Genomic DNA, 19,769 nt, shown 5'->3' with positions numbered 1-19,769 from the left:
CCTACGGTGGCCACATGAGCCGCCGCCCTCTGCTGTTCCTCGACGTCGACGGCCCCCTCAACCCGTACGCCGCGAAGCCGGAGCGCCGCCCCGAGGGCTGTACGACGATCAGGGCCGCCGTGCGCCCGGGCCGCCCGCTACGGGTCTGGCTGAACCCCGCGCACGGCCCGGCACTCCTCGGTCTCGACTACGACCTGTGCTGGGCGACCACTTGGATGGACGCCGCGAACCGCTGGATCGCCCCGGTCGTCGGCCTGCCCGAGCTGCCGTACGTCGACTTCGGCGCCGGTCTGTTCGCCGAGCGGCCCGACGGTGTGCACTGGAAGACGGAGACGATCGTGGCGTACGCCGACGGTCGTCCCTTCGCGTGGGTGGACGATGAACAGGGCCCGGCCGACGGCGACTTCGTGACCGCCCACCATCCCGGCCCGGCGCTGCCGCACCACGTGAGTCCCCGACTCGGTCTGCGCGAGGGCGACTTCACGGCCCTGGCGGAGTTCGCGGCGACCGTCCGCGCATGAGGCCCGGCACAGGTCGGGCGCCCTTCCGGTGAACGGAAGGGCGCCCGACTGCACTTGTGCCGGTGGTCAGTTGTGGCTGTGCAGGATCTCGTTCAGGCCGCCCCAGACCGCGTTGTTCGGGCGGGCCTCGACCGTGCCGGTGACCGAGTTGCGGCGGAAGAGGATGTGGGAGGCGCCGGAGAGTTCGCGGGCCTTGACGATCTGGCCGTCGGGCATGGTGACGCGGGTGCCGGCGGTGACGTAGAGCCCGGCCTCGACCACGCACTCGTCGCCCAGCGCGATACCGACGCCCGCCTCGGCGCCGATCAGACAGCGCTCGCCGATGGTGATCCGGACGTTGCCGCCGCCGGACAGCGTGCCCATGGTGGACGCGCCGCCGCCGATGTCCGAGCCGTCGCCGACCACGACGCCGGCGGAGATCCGGCCCTCGACCATCGACGTGCCGAGCGTGCCGGCGTTGAAGTTGACGAAGCCCTCGTGCATGACCGTGGTGCCCTCGGCGAGGTGCGCGCCCAGGCGGACCCGGTCGGCGTCGGCGATGCGGACGCCCTTGGGGGCCACGTAGTCCGTCATGCGCGGGAACTTGTCGATGGACGTGACCTGGAGGTGCAGGCCCTCGGCGCGCGCGTTCAGCCGCACCGTCTCGACGTCGTCCACGGCGACCGGACCGAGCGAGGTCCAGGCGACGTTGGCGAGGAAGCCGAACATGCCGTCCAGGCTCTGGCCGTGCGGCTTGACCAGGCGGTGCGAGAGGAGGTGCAGGCGCAGGTACACGTCGTGCGCGTCGAGCGGCTTGTCGTCGAGCGAGGCGATGACCGTGCGGACCGCGATCACCTCGACGCCCCGGCGGGCGTCCGGGCCGATCGCCCTGGCCGCACCCTCGCCGAGCAGCTCCACGGCACGCTCGGCGGACAGCCGCTCCGTACCGGCGGGCCCGGGTTCGGCGGACAGTTCGGGCGCGGGGAACCAGGTGTCGAGAACGGTCCCGTCGGCGGCGAGGGTGGCGAGCCCGGCGGCAACGGCGCCGGTGGTGCGAGCTGCGGTCGTGTCGGTCATGAGGGAAACCTAACCTGGCGGGGGCGGCGGGGACCAACTCGTCCACGGGGCGTCTCAGGGAACGACACGCACGGGCCCGGCGGCCCGACCGGGCCGCCGGGTCAGCCTCGTTCGCCGGCCTTGTCCGCCACGGCCCTCGCGGAACGCGGCGAGGAACGTGTCGGCGATGGGGCCCCCGCGAGCGCATTCGAGTGTGGGGGAGTCGTCCGCCGCGCCGTCGCCCAGACGTCGGGCGGCGTAGCGGTGGATGTCCGGCGCGTACCGGTCGTAGAGCGGGGCGAACAGCTCCGGTCTCTCCGCCGACTGGGCGACGATCTCCGCGTCGTCCCCGGCCCGCGCCGCCGTCGGCGGTGCTCCACTCACAAGGCTTCCCCCGATTCGTCAGGGCCGAAATGCCGTGGTGTCGCCGCCTGTTACCCGGTGGGGGCCGAGAGTCCACGGAGGACGCGGGCGGACTTCTCAGTTCCCCGCCGGCCGCGGAATCACCCTCCCCAGCACCTCCCGCGCATACCCTTCGTCGTACGGCGCGTCCGTCAGCAGCACCTGGAGACAGATCCCGTCCATCAGCGCGACCAACGCCCGCGCGGTGACCGGGTCCGTCCGCCGGGAGAGCCGCTCGGCGAGGTCGCGGGCCCACTCGTCGGCGACGGGGCGCAGCGCGGGGCGGCGCAGGGCGGCCAGATACAGCTCGTACTCCAGCTCGACGCCCGTGCGGTCACCCGCGAGCCACTCCGCCATCCAGCCGGCCAGTTCCCCGGCCAGGTCGGTGTCCGGGTCCTCCAGCCCGCCGCGCGCGGCGATCACCTTGGCGAAGCCCTCGTTGGCCTGGCGCAGTGCGGCGACCATCAGCTCGTCGAGGGTCGTGAAGTGGTACGTCGTCGAGCCGAGCGGAACATCGGCCTCGGCGGCGACGGAGCGGTGGCTGAGCCCGGCGATGCCCTTCTCCCCGACCACCCGGATCGCCGCGTCGATGATCCGCTGCCGCCGCTCGGGGTCGTAGCGCCGGGCCATCAGTGCGCACCGCCCATGTTGAGCACCACGACTCCCATGATGATCAGCGCGATTCCGGCGGCCTTCGCGACGGTCATGCCCTCGCCGAGGAACACCGTCCCGATTCCCACGATCGCCGCGGTACCGAGCCCCGACCAGATCGCGTAGGCCGTACCCACCGACATGGACTTCAGCGTCTGCGCGAGCAGCGCGAAGGACACGGCGTACCCGAGCACCGTGAGAACCGACGGCCACAGCCGGCTGAAGCCGTGGCTGAACTTCATGGCGGTGGTGCCGCCCACCTCCGCGGCGATCGCCGTGAGGAGCATCAGGAATCCCATGTGTACGAGTGTACATAACAGCGGTGGCACAGATGACCCACAGAGCGGTCGTCCAGATGCCGTCCGGCCTGTCCGGCTCGCGGATCAGGCACCGGGAATGGGACGCGACGTCCCATACGTCACGCAAGAGTCCGCTACGGCGCACCGGAGCCCGGGAATCTCCTAGAAACCGCTCGCTGAAACGGCTGCTCGGAGTCCTCTCGCTCCACTACTGTTTCACCGTTCACACACCTGGCTCACACGGTCACGGCCGTCGCCATGGGCGCCGCTGGAGGAACAGCGCATGCCAGACAGTTCGCCCCCGCCTTCCCCCAACTCCCCCTGGGAGAACGGCTGGACCCCCGACAGCTCCCGGGCCCCCGGAACCCGCCGGCTCTGGCTGGCCGGGGCCCTCGCCCTTACCACCGTCCTCACCTGTGTCGCCGCCATCGCCGTGATGGACAAGTCACCGGACGAGGCAGCACGCACGAAGGAGGCCGATCCGACGGCAGCGGTCGGCACGGACGGTCCCGGCCTGCTCTCCTACGCCTCACCGTCGAAGAAGAGCACCCCCACACCCGACGAGCACACGCCGGCCTCCCCGAAGGCGCCCAGCACGTCGACAGCCGCCGCGGAACACAGCTCCAAGCCCTCCGCGAAGGCGCCCTCGCCGTCCAAGTCGACCTCGTCCCACGGGGGTTCGTCCTCGTCCGGCTCATCCGGATCGTCCGGCTCGTCGAGTTCCTCGGCCGCCTGGAAGTCGGTGCGCTCGGTCAACTACCCGGACCGCTACTGGCAGGTGAACGGCGACTACGTCAAGCTCAACCCGATCGGCTCCGCCGCCGCCCGCCGCGCCGCCACCTTCAAACTGGTCAAGGGCCTTGCCAACAGCTCCTGTTACTCCTTCGCGACGGCCGACGGCAGCTACCTCCGCCACCGCGACTTCATCCTCCGCGCGGAACGCAACGACGGCTCGCCCCTCTTCAAACAGGACGCGACCTTCTGCCCCCGCCCCTCGTCCTACCCCGGCGCGGTGATGCTGGAGTCGGTCAACTACCCGGGCCGCTTCCTGCGCCACCAGAACTTCCAGCTCAAACTGGACAGGTACCAGAACAGCGGCCTGTACCAGCAGGACTCGGCGTTCCGGCTGGTGGACGGGCTCAACTAGGGCCCCTGGACGGTCACGTCACGAAAGGCGATCAGCGAGGCCTTGGGCAGCCGTACGCAGAACTCGTTGCCCTCGGGGTCTCCCAACACACGGAACTAGTAGTTCTGGAGTGTTGCCGTGGTGGCATCGGTGCTGGTCAAGGGCGAGAACGTCAGGAACTCTCTGGTCCCCACAGAGAGCATGACCACTACCCGCAACCCCCTGGTAGGGACGGTCTTCACCGAGACCCTTCGGGGGGTGCGGTGCGTCCGGCTGTCTGTACTCACTGACGAGACCACCAGCCCCGAGCGGCAGCGCGAAGCCGACGACATCGCGGCGGCAGCCCTCGGAATCGATTTCGGCGAGGGTGACGCGCTGCGCGAAGCCGTCGACCTGGACGTGAGCGCGTCCGCGTTCGGCCCCTTCGACCGTCCGCAGCTCGGCGGATGGCTCGCCCGCCCCGACGAGTACGACGCGCTTGTCTGGTGGCGGTTCGACCGTGCCATCCGGTCCATGAGCCACATGCACGAACTCGCGAAGTGGGCGCGCGAGCACCGCAAGATGTTGGTCTTTGCCGAGGGCATCGGCGGGGGTCGGCTGGTGTTCGACTTCCGCAACCCGATGGACCCCATGAGCGAACTCATGATGCTCATGTTGGCCTTTGCGGCACAGGTGGAGTCGCAGAGCATCAAGGACCGGGTCACCGGTGCCATGGCTGCCATTCGCAAGATGCCGTTGCGGTGGCGCGGCTCGCGTCCGCCGTACGGCTACATGCCCGCCCCGATGCCCGAGGAACAAGGCGGGGTGGGCTGGACGCTCGTACCGGACCTCGATGCCGTCAAGGTCATTGAGCGCATCGTCCGTGAGCTGTTGGAGGGCGTGACGGTTGCCGCTATCGCCGTGGGCTTGAACGTGGACAAGATCCCGACCCCGCGTGACCACTGGGCGATCAAGAAGGGGCGCGCGACCGGCGGCAAGACCGGCGGGGAGAGGGGCAAGACCAAGGACGCGTTCCAGTGGAACCCTGCGGTCATTACGCGGATGCTGCGCAATGAGTCCTTGCTCGGCTGGAAGATGCACAGGGGCAACCCCGTCCGGGACGCGCAGGGCAACCCGGTCATGGCGACGGAACAGCCGATCATGACGCGCGAGGAGTTCGACCGCATCGGCGCGGTGCTGGACTCCCGCAGCATCGACAACCGGGAACGGTCGGACACGGACGCACTGCTGTTGCGGGTGATCCACTGCGACTCGTGCGGGGGCCGCATGTACCTGTCCAAGCCGACCCGCAACGGCGCGAGCGTGAACCCCTTCTACAAGTGCAACAGCCACGCACGGGGCGACCTGTGCACGCTGCCCGCCAACATCCGCGCGGACTGGGCGGACGACCACGTCAGTGCCGAGTTCCTGCGGCTGGCCGGCTCCGTCCAGACCACGCATGTGGTCGAGATTCCCGGCTACGACCCGGAACCCGAACTCCGTTCCACCATGGCCGAGTTCGCCGAGCACCAGGAACAGAAGGGGCGCCAGAAGTCCAAGCACGCTGCCGCACTGTGGCAGGAACGCGCGGACGCGTTGGACGCACGCATAGCCGAGTTGGAGACCCGCGAAAAGGTCGACCCGCAGCGCGTCGTGACCCCCACGGGCCGCACGTTCGCCGACGAGTGGGAAGCCGCAGACACGGCGGGCCGGCGAGCCATGCTCATTGAAGCGGGGGTGCGGCTGGACGTCCGGCGCGGTACTCGCGGCGGATGGCGGAAGCTGGACACGTCCCGCGTGGACTTCACCATGATGGGTGAGCTGGACCCCGCCGCGGAAGGTGTGGCCGTAGCCGCTGCGGACACCGAAGCCGAAGCCACCGGAGCGGACGTCCCCCCGGTGCCCGGTGCCGTGGCACGGCTTGCGGAGACCACGGCCGAACCGGTGCACACCCTCGCCGAGCCCGTCACCGACCCTGCCCGAGAGCACCCCGAGCGCGTTCCGGTCCTCACGTAGCACCCTTGTATGGCCCCGTGACAGCCCCGGTAGTCCATGTGACCGCCGGGGCTGTCCCATGCCCGCGCACGGACGACCGAGGGGCTGCGAGGGGCAGCACGACCAGCGGGCAGCCCATGACGGTATGACGGATAGACCTACTTTTTTGAATGCACAAGAAAAAATAGAGAGAAAACCAAAACGGCATCCGAACCGTCATTCCGCCATGGACCAGCAGACGGGAACCAACTGCCCGTTGGTGCACCGCAGGAGGCAGCGAGCCCCGAACCCCGGGCCGAGTCCGGGAACTTGCCGCTCTACAGCACATAGAGGGACTGGATCGCGTCCGTCCCCACCTGTCCCGGAGAGAGCACCCCGGGAATCTGCTGGTCCCCACAACAGAGTGGGGGACCGGAACGGCGTCCCGCCGTACAGCAGATGCCCGCTCACACAGCGGGATCCCTCACGCGCCGAACACGAACGATGGAGAAAGCAATGAGTCACATTCTGAGCGAAGTCGGTTTCCTGGACGGTCCGCGCAACAAGGGTCAGAGCCGCGCAGACGCCTGGAAGCGAGACGAGCGGATGGAAGAGCTTGCGAAGCTCGAAGCTTCCCACCCCGAGATCTTCGACCGGATGGGCATCTCGGCTCGTATGAGTCTCGGCTACTACCAGAACGACAAGGAAAATGCCGCCGCGCACGGGCGTGACGTGAACAAGGAAGGCAACTGAGCATGACGACCGAGATCGAAAAGGCTGCCGAGCGAGTAGCGAAGCTGCGGGCCCAGGCGGAGAAGCTGTCCGGCCCGCTCGCTGACGCGCAAGCCCAGTTGGAGGAGGCGCAGGGGGCGGAACTGGCACGGCGCACCGAACGCTCGGCGGAGTACAACCGTGGCCTTGCCGACACGTGGTGGGAACGAGCCGATACCGCCGCTCGCTCCGGCGACAATGCGCACGCACGATTCGTTGAACTGCTCACTGCGGAGCCGTGGTTCGCGGCGTACGTCGAATACCGGGCGGCACGTTACAAGCGCGGTCACGTCGTCACCGAAGCCCAGCGGGCACAGACCGCGTTGGGCGAGCCCGTTACGGCACCCGAGCAGCGTTGGTACGACGTGCGGATCCTTGAGGAGGTCGTGAGCGCGGTAGAGAAGCAGGCGGCGGCACAAGGCGCAGAGTTCGCCCGCGAGCTGGACGAGGCGCGCGAAGCCTACGTCTCGGGGACGGGCTGACCATGACCACTGATGCTCTCGACCCCGGACCGGACGGGGATTACCCGTACTTCCCGCGCGACGCGCAAGGTCGGCCCATCTGGCCCGAGTTGGCTGCCGACAACCCCGAGGACGGAACATACATGCCGCGCGGTGAGCAGCGGATGCGTGCTCCGGGCACTGCTGGCCGGCTCATCCTGGTAGATCTCACGCCACGACTTCCGGACGGTACAGAGATAGCTCCGCTGATCGTCCCTCCAGATGGCTACGACGCGGCGTAAGTCCCCGCGCCCTCCTGATACCGGGTGTGGCAGGCCGCCGCTCGGCTCCGTGCTCTGGTTGGTACCCGTGGTGGTGCTCGCTGTGCACGGTGCGGGTTGCTCGTCCTCGCGGACGTGGTGGATGTGGACCACCTGTAGCCGCTCGCCCTCGTGGCGAGGCTACGGACACGAACGTTCAACCCCTCTGCCATGGCTGCCACTTGGTCAAGACAGGTGAGGACTTTCTGCCCGCACCCAATCCCCGCTGATGTGTACCAGACCGGCACCAACGGCCAAGAACGCTACCCCCAGCCACGCAATGGGGTTGTTTGGCACGTGGTGCACGCTCACATCGACTCCATCGGGGTGGAGTTCGAATGGATGGGTCTGGGAACGGCCATTGCCGCCGCCACTCGTGTTCCTGGTCATGGATGCAGGACACCGTGTCTCGGACGGCACGTCAAATTCCACAGATACCGGGGCGTTCATATGATCAAAAACGAACAGAGCGCCCGATCCGATGTGGGTCACCGGGATGTGAGCCAAGCCGCGAGTCCGCTACCTGTGGTCGTGGCGAGAGCTGCCACCAGCCATCCGGGGACTCGCTGGATCGTCAAGTGAAGCCCTCCCACCCTGAGTTCAAAGGCTGGTATCTGCTGCTGTTGGCGGGCGGTCTGGCGCTCCATCGAGTCCCCTCTACATCGGTGGTGCCCGGTGGCATCGGTCCTAGCTTGCCCGGCAACGGCGTAAGGAACGCGTTAGGTGTTTTACGCGCAGTGACTGAACTCCTTATCTAATCTTTATGTCCAAGTTGCCGGCCTGGGCCCTCGCTGGAGGTGGTTTCCCATGCACTGCAAGCCCCACCCACCTTGCTCGGTACCCGGCTGCTTTGAGCGTCACCGTCGGGACGTAAGCCACGCCGCGAGCCCGCTTCCTGTGGCAGTGGTGAGAGCTGCCACCAGCCATTTTGAAACGCGCCAACGAGGGATGCGCTCGATGGTCAAATGCAGACCTCCACAGCGGAGTTCGAAGGCGGGTGCACGGCGCTCGGGTTGGCTCGTCGATGTCATGGCCTAAGCGCACCATGTGTGACGGTTGAGCACCACGGCTCAGCGGTAGTCCCGCTGTAGTCCCGTTCGTGTCTCTCCGACGATTACCCCAAATCAGCCCGAGTCGCACCGCGCGCTGGTCGCCAAAGATCCGGACTCGTTCTCTCGGCTCCATCCGCTGTGCACGACGTGCCACAACAAGGAGACCGCGAAGCACCAGCCGGGCGGTTGGGCTTCCAAGCGCGTCCAGCCCCGTCGGTCGTAGCCGACCAGGCGGGTGCCCCCCTCGCCCTTCCGTAAAAGAACGGCAGGGAGGGAAAAAGCTCGCGTGGCTCATTGAGGTATTTGCGCGGGGAAGATTTAACAAATTCCGTTGCGCGAGAAAGCCCTACTTCCCGACTCGAGGAGTAGGGCTTTTCTTGTTTTCTGCACGCTTTAAGCTCTGCGTCCCACCAGGCGGACATGCGATGCAATCCGGACAACCTCGGTCAGTCGATACCCGTCCGGAATCGCGGTAGTCCTTCCAGCATCCTTCCCCGGTGAATAAGAGGGCGGAGTCTGCGGCAGATAGGAGATCACCTGATCAACCATTCCGGCTGAAGCAATCCGCGAAAAATTATCGACTGCACCGGATAGCAAAATAGATCGCACCCCTGTACCTCTGACCGCATTTGCCATTTCATCAAAGTCGTTGCCCAGCACCCCATGCGGAAGTCGGAATACATCCTCACCGTGACTCCCCGGATCGCCTTCTTCGACGCCGCCTTCCTGGTTAACCACGAGATCATAAGACCTTCGCAGCATGTCCGCTTCTTCAAAGGCAATATCCTGCGCGGAATTAAAGTCAGGTTTCCCGTCTGCGCTTGCTTCGTAGATCCATGTAATGAATGGCCGGCCGTGACTCAGGGAAGCTTGCCAAGGGCCCAGAACTAGAAGGGCCTCATCTTTTAGGAAGTTCTTTTCAACTTCTACTCCTGATTTCCGTAGAAGCGCTGCTCCGCCTTCACCGCGAGAGGTCGGGTCCATTATGGCAATGAGCACTTTTGCCACATTCGCATTGAGTAGGGCTTCGCGGCAAGGTGGTGTGCGTCCGTAGTGATTACACGGTTCCAGCGTTACGACGGCTGTTCCACCTTCTGCCTGCTTTCCCGCGGCATTGAGTGCGTTGACCTCTGCGTGTGGTTCACCCTTGCGTGCGTGATATCCCTCGCCGACCGATCGTCCTTCACTGTCGAGAATGACACAGCCAACAGGTGGATTCGGGCTGGTTGACCCCAGGCCCTGAGCAGAAATTGCGATTGCGCGACGCATGGCCGCCATCTCGTACGCGTTCGCCACTTCAGAAATTCCCCTCTTCCTTAATGGCGTCAAACAGTTGAGAAACCGCCTGTGAGGTTTGAACTTCCCCAAGCGCGTTAACTGCGGAGACCGTCTCGTGCATCGTGCGCAATGATCCGGAACTCCGCGCGACGCTCAGTGCGGAGGTGGCTTGCGCTGCCGCCGAGTCGTACTCTCGTATCCCGGCGTACGCCAGCGCCAGACGGGCTTGGGCGAGACCTCGGTCACGCTGATAGGCGTCGGGAAGTTCGTCGAGCGCAGTTTCAAAAAGTGGCACGGCTAGATCGGGCCGCCCTAGGGTTAGCCAGCAGTTAGCGCGCTGAATCTCGATGTAGCTTGCAGTGCAGAAATCTCCGTGCCCTGAACGAGCGTCTCCCTTTGTGTCAGGCGAGGCTGCAAATTCGTGGGCAGTGTCCAGACGGGCGTGGCAAGAAACCTCGTCTGAATCCAATGCGTACCCGTGTGCCTCCTGCTGCATGGCAGCCGCTCGCATGGGTCTTGTGAGGACGGAGCTATTTCGTTGGGCTGCTTGAGCAAGACTAATAGTCTGTGCTGCATTCCTCTTCGTAGTGGCTTGCTGACTCTTGCGGAAAAGCGTCCACGTCACCATTGCTTGATCGCCGGACTCGGTTGCCCATTCCATGGCTTGGCTGGTCCACTTTGTGGCGTTCGGCATGTCCGCCGAGTCTTCATGCAGCCATGCAGCGGACTCAGCATATTGGGCGGCTAGTCTCAGCAACTCGGAACGCTGCGCACCTCTGGTGTATTCCAGAAGCGATTCGAGGATGGATAGCTGTTGATGCACTGACATGAGAGCGTGCCGTGGACCGAAGAGATTGTCGGCCCGGACAAGAGAATGCCACATGTCTCGGAGGTGTTCTATAGCTGCTTCGATGCGGGTTGCGTCGAGCTTGGGCAAGGGTGCGGAGACTGGATTGGCCTCATTAACGGGTTCTGGAAATGGCGCTAGGTCTGCTGCTTGTAGGGCAGCGCCGATCGCGCCAGTGATCAGGGTTCGCCGGCTGATGGACACGATCTGTTTCCTCCCCCCGATCCACACCGAGACCAGAAGCACATCAGAATGAGTAGTGGTAAGAGTTCCTTCGTCGCTCCGTGGGAAGAGATGCGTTGCGTCCGCCGCCTCTTGACTTGGGTCAGAGTAGGTCGGGGATTGACGCAGACGGCCTTTTTCCGGGGAACCCTCCCACGGTCGCTGAGGTAACCCAAGCATTTCACCGGGGATGCCGAAGCCGTCAGCTACGCGTTCGATCACTTCCTGCCCGCGAATTCTCCGTACGCCACGGATTACATCACTTACACGTGAACTGGTCATCTTGCCGACTGCGGCAGCCATCACTGCGTAACTGGATCCCGTGCGTCTGTTGACGAGACGAAAGATCTCCTGAAAGTCACGGGCCGCGCAAGCTCCGCGCATGGCATCGCTCTGTAGCAGCGTGTCAGGGAGCGTCAGCGAGTAACCGATGCGCCGTGTCTCGCGATCGTCCATGAGCGCCACCACCTTGCGGGGACGGAAGTGATCTCGTCTCAGGGTAGTCCGGGTGCTTCCGAGGGGTTCCCCAAATGGGCTTGCGGGGTTCCCCGTTCGCGGTTCCCGGAGGTGCCTTGTACGGCTGAAGCTTTTCAGACGGCGCGACCCACGTGCCGAACGGTCAGACCCCCGCGACGCGGCGAACGTCCGGGGGCGTGGCCACCAACCGGTAGGAGGTTGACGGCAATGCCCAAAGCTACAACCAGACTTCAGGGAAGTCCCCAGCGCGCAGAGGCTGACACCGACGCGAGACAGGGGGAGTACACGACCTACGCACCCTCAGGTGAGACGTGCCCCGACTGTCAGCAGCGAATCGAGTCGCTCGAACTCTGCCGCCGGGTTGAGTTTCGGGAAGCCTCACTCAGTCCCGCCGTTCGGTACCGGCACTTGGAGTGCCCCCAGTGACCGCCCCTGTGAAGCGGGCCTGCGTTCGTGTGGGCGCGTTACCTGCCCCCAAGTTGGTCAGTCTCGTAGATGATCCGGACGGGCCGTATGCGGGTTCGCCCGAGGGCTGGTGGACGCAGTACGGCGGAGCGCTCGACACTGAGGGTCCTCCGTCTCCTCGCCCCCAACTCCCCTCCCTGCCCGCTCCCTTGTCCTTGGCGGCAGGGGGTGAGCAATAGGTGAGCGAGCCACCGCTGTTGCTCTTGGGCGCAGACCTGAGAACCCCTCGCACCGACCAAGTTGACCCCGACATCTGCCCGGTGTGTGCCCGGCTACGCGCAAGTCTGACGGCCGCAATCGCGACGAACAGTCCCGCGATGGCTCGCCAAGTCGTGATCGACATGCACACCCACACGTTCTCCGGCCACCCGAACGACCCCCGCAACGCAACCAGAGAGACCAGCAAGTGACCATGACCGATGACCAAGACCTCCTGGCGCCCACTGGCGAACTCACCGGCACGGCCGGGGAGGATGTTCTGACCGTTCACAGCCTCAGCGAGGGAAAGCCGGTATGCGGCGCTACCGGCAAGGTGACCGAGTGGCAGCGAGCCGTCACGTGCCCTGAGTGTTTGGAGACGGACGGGAACTGATGCCCTGAGGTCCTCGCTGGACAAGCCCCGTCCGCGCACATGAAAACGCCCCGTTCGGACACTCGTCCGGGCGGGGTTCCTACGTGTTGGAATCAGACGTTTCGCCCTCGCAGCAGGGGCATCCGTCGATACCGTCTCTGCCATGGCGAATGAAGAACCCCTCGGAATCTTCGAAGCAGCGGGAGTCACGCACGAAGACCTAGTTGCGGTCACTGATTGGGGCACCCGCGGAGCTATCGCCTTCGCCCGGTCCGCAGTTGACTTCCATGGTCCTGAGTCCCCGCAGGCAGACCAGTGGTACACAGAGATTCAGGATCAGCAAGCGGATCGTGCGGAATGGGGGCTCGCTCCCGTCGACTAGGGCACTCCCAGGTAGCTGCCCATGCGGCCAACTGCCGGGCAGGGCTTCTGTGTTGCCTGACCAGCCGATACGCTCAGAACTGGTAGTCAGAAGTGTTGGGATCGGCGAGCACCACCCAGCCCACGGCCTCGCCCGGCCCGATGACGACTTCGCGTGCTCTCTCCGAGGGGAATCCGCCAGTCCAGCACATCCCGCACCCCGCACCCCGCACCCCGCACCCCGCACCAGAAGATGCAGCGAAACGGCCATACCCGAAAGGTATGGCCGTTTCCAGTGGATCCAGAAGAACCCGAGGGCTCAGACGTTGAACCCCAGCGCCCGAAGCTGCTCGCGCCCGTCGTCCGTGATCTTGTCCGGACCCCACGGCGGCATCCACACCCAGTTGATGCGGAGTTCGTTGACGAGGCCGTCCGTGGCGGACTTGGCCTGGTCCTCGATGACGTCCGTCAGCGGGCACGCCGCCGAGGTCAGCGTCATGTCGATGGTCGCGATGTTCGCGTCGTCGATGTGCACGCCGTAGATCAGGCCGAGGTTGACGACGTCGATGCCCAGTTCGGGGTCGACGACGTCGAGGAGGGCCTCGCGGACCTCCTCCTCGGAGGCGGGCTTGATCTCCATGGTCTCGGTGTCACTCATGCCGTCTTCCTTTCCGCGTCGGCGTCGGCTCCGCCCAGGGCCTGGGCCGTCGCGTCCTTCCACGCCATCCAGCTGAGGAGGGCGCACTTCACCCGTGCCGGGTACTTGGAGACACCGGCGAACGCGATCGCGTCCTCCAGCACCTCCTCCATCGCCTCGTCGGGCTCGGTGCGGCCCTTGGACTGCATCAGCTCCAGGAAGGTCTCCTGGATCCGCTGCGCCTCGGACAGCTCCTTGCCGACGAGGAGGTCGTTCAGTACGGAGGCCGAGGCCTGGCTGATGGAGCAGCCCTGGCCCTCGTAGGAGATGTCGGTGATCTGCTCGCCGTCGTACTTCACGCGCAGCGTGATCTCGTCGCCGCACGTCGGGTTGACGTGGTGCACCTCGGCGTCGCCATCCCGCAAGCCCCGGCCGTGCGGGTGCTTGTAGTGGTCCAGGATGACTTCCTGGTACATCGAATCCAGCTTCACGATCTCAGCCAGCCCCTCAGCCGAAGAAGTTCCGTACGTGCTCCAGACCGTCGACCAGTGCGTCGATCTCGGCCGGCGTGGAGTACAGATAGAACGACGCTCGCGTGGTCGCAGGAATTCCGTAGCGGAGGCAGACCGGCCGCGCGCAGTGGTGGCCGACCCGGACCGCGATGCCTTCCTCGTCCAGCACCTGGCCCACGTCGTGCGGGTGGATGTCGCCGAGCGTGAAGGAGATCGCCGCGCCCCGGTCCTCGGCCGTGGTGGGGCCGATGATCTTCAGGTCGGGGACGTCCAGCAGGCGCTTCACCGCGTACTCGGTCAGCGCGTGCTCATGGGCGAGGATCTTGTCCATGCCGATCGCCGACAGGTAGTCGATCGCCGCGCCGAGCCCGACTGCCTGGGCGATCGGCGGGGTGCCCGCCTCGAACTTGTGCGGGGCGGGTGCGTACGTCGACGAGTGCATCGACACGGTCTCGATCATCTCGCCGCCGCCGAGGAACGGCGGGAGGTCCTCCAGGAGCTCCTGGCGGCCCCACAACACACCGATACCCGTCGGGCCGCACATCTTGTGGCCGGTGAAGGCCACGAAGTCGGCCTGGAGCGCCTGGACGTCCAGCGGCATGTGCGGCGCGGCCTGCGAGGCGTCGATCAGGACCAGGGCCCCGACCTCCTGCGCGCGGCGCACGATCTTCTCGACCGGGTTGACCGTGCCCAGGATGTTCGAGACCAGCACGAAGGAGACGATCTTCGTCTTCTCCGTGATGACCTCGTCTATGTTCGAGAGGTCCAGCCGGCCGTCGTCCGTGAGGCCGAACCACTTCAGCTTCGCGCCCGTGCGCTGCGAGAGCAGCTGCCACGGCACGATGTTGGAGTGGTGCTCCATCTCCGTGATGACGATCTCGGTCTCGTGGTCCACGCGGTAGGGCTCGTCGGCCCAGCCCAGCATGTTGGCCACGAGGTTGAGCGACTCGGAGGCGTTCTTGGTGAAGATCACCTCGTCGCGGCTGGGCGCGTTGATGAACGCGGCGACCTTGTCGCGCGCGCCCTCGTACAGCGCCGTGGCCTCCTCGGCGAGCACATGCACACCGCGGTGGACGTTGGCGTTGTAGCGCTCGTAGTACTCGTTCAGGGCGTCCAGCACCTGGCGCGGCTTCTGCGAGGTCGCCGCGTTGTCCAGGTACACGAGCTTCTTACCGTCGTGGACCGTGCGGTCCAGGATGGGGAAGTCCTTGCGGATCGCCTCGTCGAGCAGCTGAGAAGTACTCGTGAGGAGGCCCGGCGTCTGCGTCACGCGGATACGCCACCCTTCGTGTAGACCTCGTAGCCCTCGTTCTCCAGCTTGTCGGCGAGCTCGGCGCCGCCGGACTCGACGATCTTGCCGCCGGAGAAGACGTGCACGAAGTCGGGCTTGATGTAGCGCAGGATGCGCGTGTAGTGCGTGATCAGCAGGGTGCCGACCTCACCGGTCTCGCGGACCCGGTTGACGCCCTCGGAGACGACGCGCAGGGCGTCGACGTCCAGGCCGGAGTCGGTCTCGTCGAGGATCGCGATCTTCGGCTTGAGCAGCTCCAGCTGAAGGATCTCGTGGCGCTTCTTCTCACCGCCGGAGAAGCCCTCGTTGACGTTGCGCTCGGCGAAGGCGGGGTCCATGGAGAGGCGCTCCATGGTCTCCCGGACCTCCTTCACCCAGGTGCGCAGCTTCGGCGCCTCACCGCGGATGGCGGTGGCGGACGTACGGAGGAAGTTGGAGACGGACACACCGGGGACCTCGACCGGGTACTGCATCGCGAGGAACAGGCCGGCGCGGGCGCGCTCGTCGACGGACATCTCCAGGACGTCCTCGCCGTCGAGGGTGACGGTGCCGCCGGTGATCGTGTACTTCGGGTGGCCGGCGAGCGAGTAGGCGAGGGTCGACTTGCCGGAGCCGTTCGGGCCCATGATGGCGTGGGTCTCGCCCTGCTTCACGGTGAGGTCGACGCCCTTGAGGATCTCCTTCGTGGCGTTGTCGGCCTCGACGGTGACGTGCAGGTCGTGGATTTCAAGCGTTGCCATGGGTTCCTCAGGACTCCTGGGTGAGGGAGGCGCGTACGTCAACGAGGACGCTGCCCCCTTCGATCTTTACGGGGTAAACGGGTACGGGGCGCGTGGCGGGAAGGCCGGACGGCTTGCCGGTGCGCAGGTCGAACGCGGAGCCGTGCAGCCAGCACTCGATCTGGCAGTCCTCCACCTCGCCCTCGGAGAGCGAGACGTTCGCGTGCGAGCAGATGTCGTTGATCGCGAACACCTCTCCCGCGGTACGGACGACCGAGACCGGCGTGCCGTCGAGTTCCACCCGCTTCGGGGTGTCCTCCTCCAGCTCGCTCAGCCCACAGGCGCGTACGAACGACATCAGACCGACGCCTCCAGCTCCGCGTCGATCTTCTCCAGCAGCCGCTCCTGGATGTCGGCGACACCGATCTGCTGGACCAGTTCGGCGAAGAAGCCGCGGACCACCAGACGGCGGGCCTCGTCGGCCGGGATGCCGCGGGCCATCAGGTAGAAGAGCTGCTCGTCGTCGAAACGGCCGGTCGCGGAGGCGTGTCCGGCGCCGACGATCTCGCCGGTCTCGATCTCCAGGTTCGGCACGGAGTCGACGCGGGCACCGTCGGTCAGCACGAGGTTGCGGTTCATCTCGTACGTGTCGGTGCCCTCGGCCTTGGCCTCGATGAGCACGTCACCGATCCACACGGCGTGGGCGCCCTCGCCCTGGAGCGCGCCCTTGTAGACGGCGTTGGACTTGCAGTGCGGGACGTTGTGGTCGACCAGGAGGCGGTGCTCCTGGTGCTGGCCGGCGTCCGTGAAGTACAGGCCGAACAGCTCGGCCTCGCCGCCGGGTCCTGCGTAGGCCACGCGCGGGTGCAGTCGTACGAGGTCGCCGCCGAAGGTGACGACGAACGACTTGAAGGTGGCGTCGCGGCCGATCAGCGCGTTGTGCTGGCCGACGTGCACGGCCTTGTCGTCCCAGTCCTGGACGGAGACGACGGTCAGCCTGGCGCCGTCGCCGATGACGTAGTCGACGTTGGCGGCGAGGACCGCGTCACCGGTGTGGTCGATGACGACGACGGCCTCGGCGAAGGCTCCGAGTTCGACGACCTGGTGGCCGTAGGCGACCCCGCCCTCGCCGTGCACGGCGATCCGGATCGGCTCGGTGAGGACCGTCTCCTTGGGGACGGTGATCACGCCGGCCTTCTCGAACGCCGAGTACGCCTGGGCGGCGACGCGGTCCACGGGGGTGCCCGCCCTGCCGAGGCGCGCGTCCTCGCGGCCCACGGTCTCGACGGTGACGCCCTCGGGGGCCTGGACGTCCACCTTCACGCCCTCGCCGGTGGCGACCGCGGTGCCGTCGTGCAGCCCGCGCAGGCGCTCCAGCGGGGTGAACCGCCACTCCTCCTCGCGGCCGTGGGGGACCGGGAAGTCCGCCACGTCGAAGGAGGGGGGCGCGCTCATGCGCGTGGCGACGGTCGACTCGGCGGCAACTGCCACCGCGCCGGCGGTGGTGGACCCCACCGGAATACTCTGAGCCTCAGCCATGGCTGTCGGTCTGCTCTCTTTCCTGCGTCAGAATTCGCTTGCTGCTTCTTAAAGAAGACCGGTGTTAACCGACCGCGCCTTCCATCTGCAGCTCGATCAGCCGGTTGAGCTCAAGGGCGTACTCCATCGGCAGCTCCTTGGCGATCGGCTCGACGAAGCCGCGCACGATCATCGCCATCGCCTCGAACTCGGTCAGACCGCGGCTCATCAGGTAGAAGAGCTGGTCCTCGGAGACCTTGGAGACGGTCGCCTCGTGGCCCATGGACACGTCGTCCTCGCGGACGTCCACGTACGGGTACGTGTCCGAGCGGGAGATCGTGTCGACGAGCAGCGCGTCGCACAGCACGTTCGACTTGGAGCCGTGGGCGCCCTCGCCGATCTCGACGAGACCGCGGTAGGACGTACGACCGCCGCCGCGCGCCACCGACTTGGAGACGATGTTGGAGGAGGTGTTCGGCGCCATGTGGACCATCTTGGAGCCGGCGTCCTGGTGCTGGCCCTCGCCCGCGAAGGCGATGGAGAGGGTCTCGCCCTTGGCGTGCTCGCCCATCAGGTAGACGGCCGGGTACTTCATCGTCACCTTGGAGCCGATGTTGCCGTCGATCCACTCCATGGTCGCGCCCTCGTAGGCGACGGCGCGCTTGGTGACCAGGTTGTAGACGTTGTTCGACCAGTTCTGGATGGTCGTGTAACGGCAGCGGGCGTTCTTCTTGACGATGATCTCGACGACCGCGCTGTGCAGGGAGTCCGACTTGTAGATCGGCGCCGTACAGCCCTCGACGTAGTGCACGTAGGCACCCTCGTCGACGATGATCAGGGTCCGCTCGAACTGGCCCATGTTCTCCGTGTTGATCCGGAAGTAGGCCTGCAGCGGGATCTCGACCTGCACGCCCTTCGGCACGTAGATGAACGAACCGCCGGACCACACCGCGCTGTTCAGCGACGCGAACTTGTTGTCACCGACCGGGATGACGGTGCCGAAGTACTCCTTGAAGAGCTCCGGGTGCTCCTTCAGGGCGGTGTCGGTGTCGAGGAAGATGACGCCCTGCTCCTCCAGGTCCTCACGGATCTGGTGGTAGACGACCTCGGACTCGTACTGGGCCGCGACACCGGCGACGAGGCGCTGCTTCTCCGCCTCGGGGATGCCGAGCTTGTCGTACGTGTTCTTGATGTCCTCGGGCAGGTCCTCCCAGGACTCCGCCTGCTTCTCCGTGGAGCGCACGAAGTACTTGATGTTGTCGAAGTCGATGCCGGAGAGGTCGGAGCCCCAGTTCGGCATGGGCTTCTTCTCGAACAGGCGCAGGCCCTTGAGGCGGAGCTTGGTCATCCACTCCGGCTCGCTCTTCTTGCCGGAGATGTCCCGGACGACGTCCTCGTTGATGCCGCGCTTGGCGGAGGCACCGGCCACGTCGGAGTCGGCCCAGCCGTATTCGTACGTGCCCAGACCCTCGAGCTCGGGGTGGGCGGTCTCCTCGATGGGGAGCGTCATGCGGGGTTCCTCCCGGCGGTACTGGCAGATGCGTGGGGTAGATCAGAAACGGTCTTGGAAATCTTTGGGATGAACGTGGTGCACACACCGTCGCCGTGGGCGATGGTCGCCAGTCGCTGGACATGGGTGCCGAGCAGCTGGGAGAAGAGCTCTGTCTCCGCCTCGCACAGTTGCGGGAACTGCTCGGCGACATGGGCGACCGGGCAGTGGTGCTGGCAGAGCTGCTCACCGACCGGTGCGCTACGCGCCGTAGCAGCGTACCCGTCCACGCTCAGGGCCTTGGCCAGGGCTTCCGCGCGGTTCTCGGGCGCGGCGGCCTCGACGACCTCGCGGTACGCGATGGCCTGGGCGGCCATGCGGTCGCGGGCGAAGGCCACGACGGCCTCGTCCCCGCCCTCACGCTGCGCGATCCAGCGCAGCGCGTCCGCGGCGAGCTTGTCGTAGGACTGGTCGAAGGCGTCCCGGCCGCAGTCGGTCAGGGCGAACACCTTCGCGGGCCGGCCGCGCGTGCGCGCTCCGTAGACCCGCTGCTCACGTGCTTCCACGACGTCGTCGGCGACGAGTGCGTCGAGATGACGGCGTACGGCGGCCTGGGTCAGCCCCAGCCGGCCGGCGAGGTCGGCCACGGTCGACGGGCCGTGGTCCAGGATGGAGCGCGCGACACGGTTGCGGGTGGACCGCTCACCGGTCGCGAGTTCCTCCTGCGGAGCCTCGCCAACGTTTTTCACAACGCCATTGTTGCGTAATTCCTCAGAGCCTGACAACCCGCGCCCGACGGATGGACGGTGCGCT

18 protein-coding genes and 1 pseudogene are annotated in these 19,769 nt (G+C 66.2%); 5 read left to right on the top strand and 14 right to left on the bottom strand.

The features are described 5' to 3' along the window. Window positions 1-14 precede the first annotated feature (14 nt). Window positions 15-521 carry a hypothetical protein gene (locus ACIQBL_RS26755; protein ID WP_401945524.1) on the top strand — a complete coding sequence of 169 codons (507 nt, stop codon included), beginning with the start codon at window positions 15-17 and terminating at the stop codon, window positions 519-521. A gap of 66 nt (window positions 522-587) precedes the next feature. Here the strand turns inward: ACIQBL_RS26755 and dapD are convergent, their stop codons facing one another. The 4 genes and pseudogenes from dapD to ACIQBL_RS26735 all read right to left on the bottom strand — a co-directional run bounded on the left by dapD (window position 588) and on the right by ACIQBL_RS26735 (window position 2,938). Then, window positions 588-1,577, bottom strand: a complete 990-nt coding sequence (dapD, locus tag ACIQBL_RS26750; RefSeq protein WP_401945523.1) for a 2,3,4,5-tetrahydropyridine-2,6-dicarboxylate N-succinyltransferase — start codon at window positions 1,575-1,577, stop codon at window positions 588-590. Between the two features lie 138 nt (window positions 1,578-1,715). Then, window positions 1,716-1,940 (bottom strand): annotated as a pseudogene (locus ACIQBL_RS26745) (hypothetical protein); the annotation flags it as partial. 96 nt (window positions 1,941-2,036) lie between these two features. Next, the gene (locus ACIQBL_RS26740) at window positions 2,037-2,588 is read right to left on the bottom strand and encodes a TetR/AcrR family transcriptional regulator (protein WP_401945522.1); all 552 of its coding nucleotides are present in this window, start codon (window positions 2,586-2,588) and stop codon (window positions 2,037-2,039) included. After that, a complete protein-coding gene (locus ACIQBL_RS26735; protein WP_401945520.1) occupies window positions 2,588-2,938 on the bottom strand; it encodes a DMT family transporter in 351 nt (116 codons plus the stop codon). The genes ACIQBL_RS26740 and ACIQBL_RS26735 overlap by 1 nt, the downstream gene beginning before the upstream one ends. A gap of 253 nt (window positions 2,939-3,191) precedes the next feature. Here ACIQBL_RS26735 and ACIQBL_RS26730 point away from each other — a divergent pair, with 253 nt between their 5' ends. From ACIQBL_RS26730 to ACIQBL_RS26715, 4 genes are all read left to right on the top strand, one after another. Next, window positions 3,192-4,055: an AbfB domain-containing protein gene (locus tag ACIQBL_RS26730; protein ID WP_401945518.1), complete on the top strand. Its 864-nt coding sequence runs from the start codon at window positions 3,192-3,194 to the stop codon at window positions 4,053-4,055. 180 nt (window positions 4,056-4,235) lie between these two features. Further along, window positions 4,236-6,029: a recombinase family protein gene (locus ACIQBL_RS26725; RefSeq protein WP_401945517.1), complete on the top strand. Its 1,794-nt coding sequence runs from the start codon at window positions 4,236-4,238 to the stop codon at window positions 6,027-6,029. A 474-nt stretch (window positions 6,030-6,503) separates the two neighbouring features. Then, window positions 6,504-6,740 carry a hypothetical protein gene (locus ACIQBL_RS26720; protein WP_401945515.1) on the top strand — a complete coding sequence of 79 codons (237 nt, stop codon included), beginning with the start codon at window positions 6,504-6,506 and terminating at the stop codon, window positions 6,738-6,740. Between the two features lie 2 nt (window positions 6,741-6,742). Beyond that, window positions 6,743-7,240, top strand: a complete 498-nt coding sequence (locus ACIQBL_RS26715) for a hypothetical protein (protein WP_401945513.1) — start codon at window positions 6,743-6,745, stop codon at window positions 7,238-7,240. Window positions 7,241-8,963: 1,723 nt separating this feature from the next. Here the strand turns inward: ACIQBL_RS26715 and ribD are convergent. The 10 genes from ribD to ACIQBL_RS26665 all read right to left on the bottom strand — a co-directional run bounded on the left by ribD (window position 8,964) and on the right by ACIQBL_RS26665 (window position 19,705). Further along, a complete protein-coding gene (gene ribD, locus ACIQBL_RS26710; protein ID WP_401945511.1) occupies window positions 8,964-9,866 on the bottom strand; it encodes a bifunctional diaminohydroxyphosphoribosylaminopyrimidine deaminase/5-amino-6-(5-phosphoribosylamino)uracil reductase RibD in 903 nt (300 codons plus the stop codon). Window position 9,867: 1 nt separating this feature from the next. Beyond that, window positions 9,868-11,373, bottom strand: coding sequence for a hypothetical protein (locus ACIQBL_RS26705; RefSeq protein ID WP_401945509.1), 1,506 nt, complete (start codon window positions 11,371-11,373; stop codon window positions 9,868-9,870). A 1,736-nt stretch (window positions 11,374-13,109) separates the two neighbouring features. Beyond that, entirely contained in the window at window positions 13,110-13,448 is a 339-nt protein-coding gene (locus tag ACIQBL_RS26700) for a metal-sulfur cluster assembly factor (protein WP_280877144.1), read from the bottom strand. Further along, complete coding sequence (sufU, locus tag ACIQBL_RS26695) at window positions 13,445-13,918, bottom strand: Fe-S cluster assembly sulfur transfer protein SufU (protein WP_401945507.1); 474 nt, start codon at window positions 13,916-13,918, stop codon at window positions 13,445-13,447. Before sufU ends, ACIQBL_RS26700 begins: the two co-directional genes overlap by 4 nt. Window positions 13,919-13,934: 16 nt before the next feature. Then, window positions 13,935-15,209, bottom strand: a complete 1,275-nt coding sequence (locus ACIQBL_RS26690) for a cysteine desulfurase (protein ID WP_401945506.1) — start codon at window positions 15,207-15,209, stop codon at window positions 13,935-13,937. Continuing rightward, a complete protein-coding gene (gene sufC / locus ACIQBL_RS26685; protein WP_401945504.1) occupies window positions 15,206-15,970 on the bottom strand; it encodes a Fe-S cluster assembly ATPase SufC in 765 nt (254 codons plus the stop codon). Before sufC ends, ACIQBL_RS26690 begins: the two co-directional genes overlap by 4 nt. A 7-nt stretch (window positions 15,971-15,977) precedes the next feature. Then, entirely contained in the window at window positions 15,978-16,307 is a 330-nt protein-coding gene (locus tag ACIQBL_RS26680) for a non-heme iron oxygenase ferredoxin subunit (protein WP_043680971.1), read from the bottom strand. Next, on the bottom strand, window positions 16,307-17,488 hold the full coding sequence (sufD, locus tag ACIQBL_RS26675) for a Fe-S cluster assembly protein SufD (RefSeq protein WP_401945502.1): 1,182 nt from the start codon (window positions 17,486-17,488) through the stop codon (window positions 16,307-16,309). Before sufD ends, ACIQBL_RS26680 begins: the two co-directional genes overlap by 1 nt. A gap of 64 nt (window positions 17,489-17,552) precedes the next feature. After that, entirely contained in the window at window positions 17,553-18,977 is a 1,425-nt protein-coding gene (gene sufB / locus ACIQBL_RS26670) for a Fe-S cluster assembly protein SufB (protein ID WP_200716327.1), read from the bottom strand. Then, window positions 18,974-19,705, bottom strand: coding sequence for a helix-turn-helix transcriptional regulator (locus tag ACIQBL_RS26665; protein ID WP_401945501.1), 732 nt, complete (start codon window positions 19,703-19,705; stop codon window positions 18,974-18,976). Before ACIQBL_RS26665 ends, sufB begins: the two co-directional genes overlap by 4 nt. Window positions 19,706-19,769: the final 64 nt, after the last annotated feature.

Origin of the sequence: Streptomyces sp. NPDC088350 (genome assembly GCF_044753545.1) — a bacterium.
In the GTDB taxonomy this organism is placed as follows: Bacteria; Actinomycetota; Actinomycetes; order Streptomycetales; family Streptomycetaceae; genus Streptomyces.
Note: the sequence above shows the minus strand (reverse complement) of the source record. Positions and strands in the feature narration are given on the sequence as shown.

What these genes read in the sequence shown, in the direction of transcription:
- sufB (WP_200716327.1), bottom strand. Translation starts at nt 18,977, where the DNA reads ATGACGCTCCCCATCGAGGAGACCGCCCACCCCGAGCTCGAGGGTCTG.
- ACIQBL_RS26715 (WP_401945513.1), top strand. Translation starts at nt 6,743, where the DNA reads ATGACGACCGAGATCGAAAAGGCTGCCGAGCGAGTAGCGAAGCTGCGG.
- ACIQBL_RS26705 (WP_401945509.1), bottom strand. Translation starts at nt 11,373, where the DNA reads ATGGACGATCGCGAGACACGGCGCATCGGTTACTCGCTGACGCTCCCT.
- ACIQBL_RS26725 (WP_401945517.1), top strand. Translation starts at nt 4,236, where the DNA reads ATGACCACTACCCGCAACCCCCTGGTAGGGACGGTCTTCACCGAGACC.
- ACIQBL_RS26720 (WP_401945515.1), top strand. Translation starts at nt 6,504, where the DNA reads ATGAGTCACATTCTGAGCGAAGTCGGTTTCCTGGACGGTCCGCGCAAC.
- ACIQBL_RS26755 (WP_401945524.1), top strand. Translation starts at nt 15, where the DNA reads ATGAGCCGCCGCCCTCTGCTGTTCCTCGACGTCGACGGCCCCCTCAAC.
- ACIQBL_RS26730 (WP_401945518.1), top strand. Translation starts at nt 3,192, where the DNA reads ATGCCAGACAGTTCGCCCCCGCCTTCCCCCAACTCCCCCTGGGAGAAC.
- dapD (WP_401945523.1), bottom strand. Translation starts at nt 1,577, where the DNA reads ATGACCGACACGACCGCAGCTCGCACCACCGGCGCCGTTGCCGCCGGG.
- ACIQBL_RS26740 (WP_401945522.1), bottom strand. Translation starts at nt 2,588, where the DNA reads ATGGCCCGGCGCTACGACCCCGAGCGGCGGCAGCGGATCATCGACGCG.
- ACIQBL_RS26680 (WP_043680971.1), bottom strand. Translation starts at nt 16,307, where the DNA reads ATGTCGTTCGTACGCGCCTGTGGGCTGAGCGAGCTGGAGGAGGACACC.
- ACIQBL_RS26700 (WP_280877144.1), bottom strand. Translation starts at nt 13,448, where the DNA reads ATGAGTGACACCGAGACCATGGAGATCAAGCCCGCCTCCGAGGAGGAG.
- sufC (WP_401945504.1), bottom strand. Translation starts at nt 15,970, where the DNA reads ATGGCAACGCTTGAAATCCACGACCTGCACGTCACCGTCGAGGCCGAC.
- sufD (WP_401945502.1), bottom strand. Translation starts at nt 17,488, where the DNA reads ATGGCTGAGGCTCAGAGTATTCCGGTGGGGTCCACCACCGCCGGCGCG.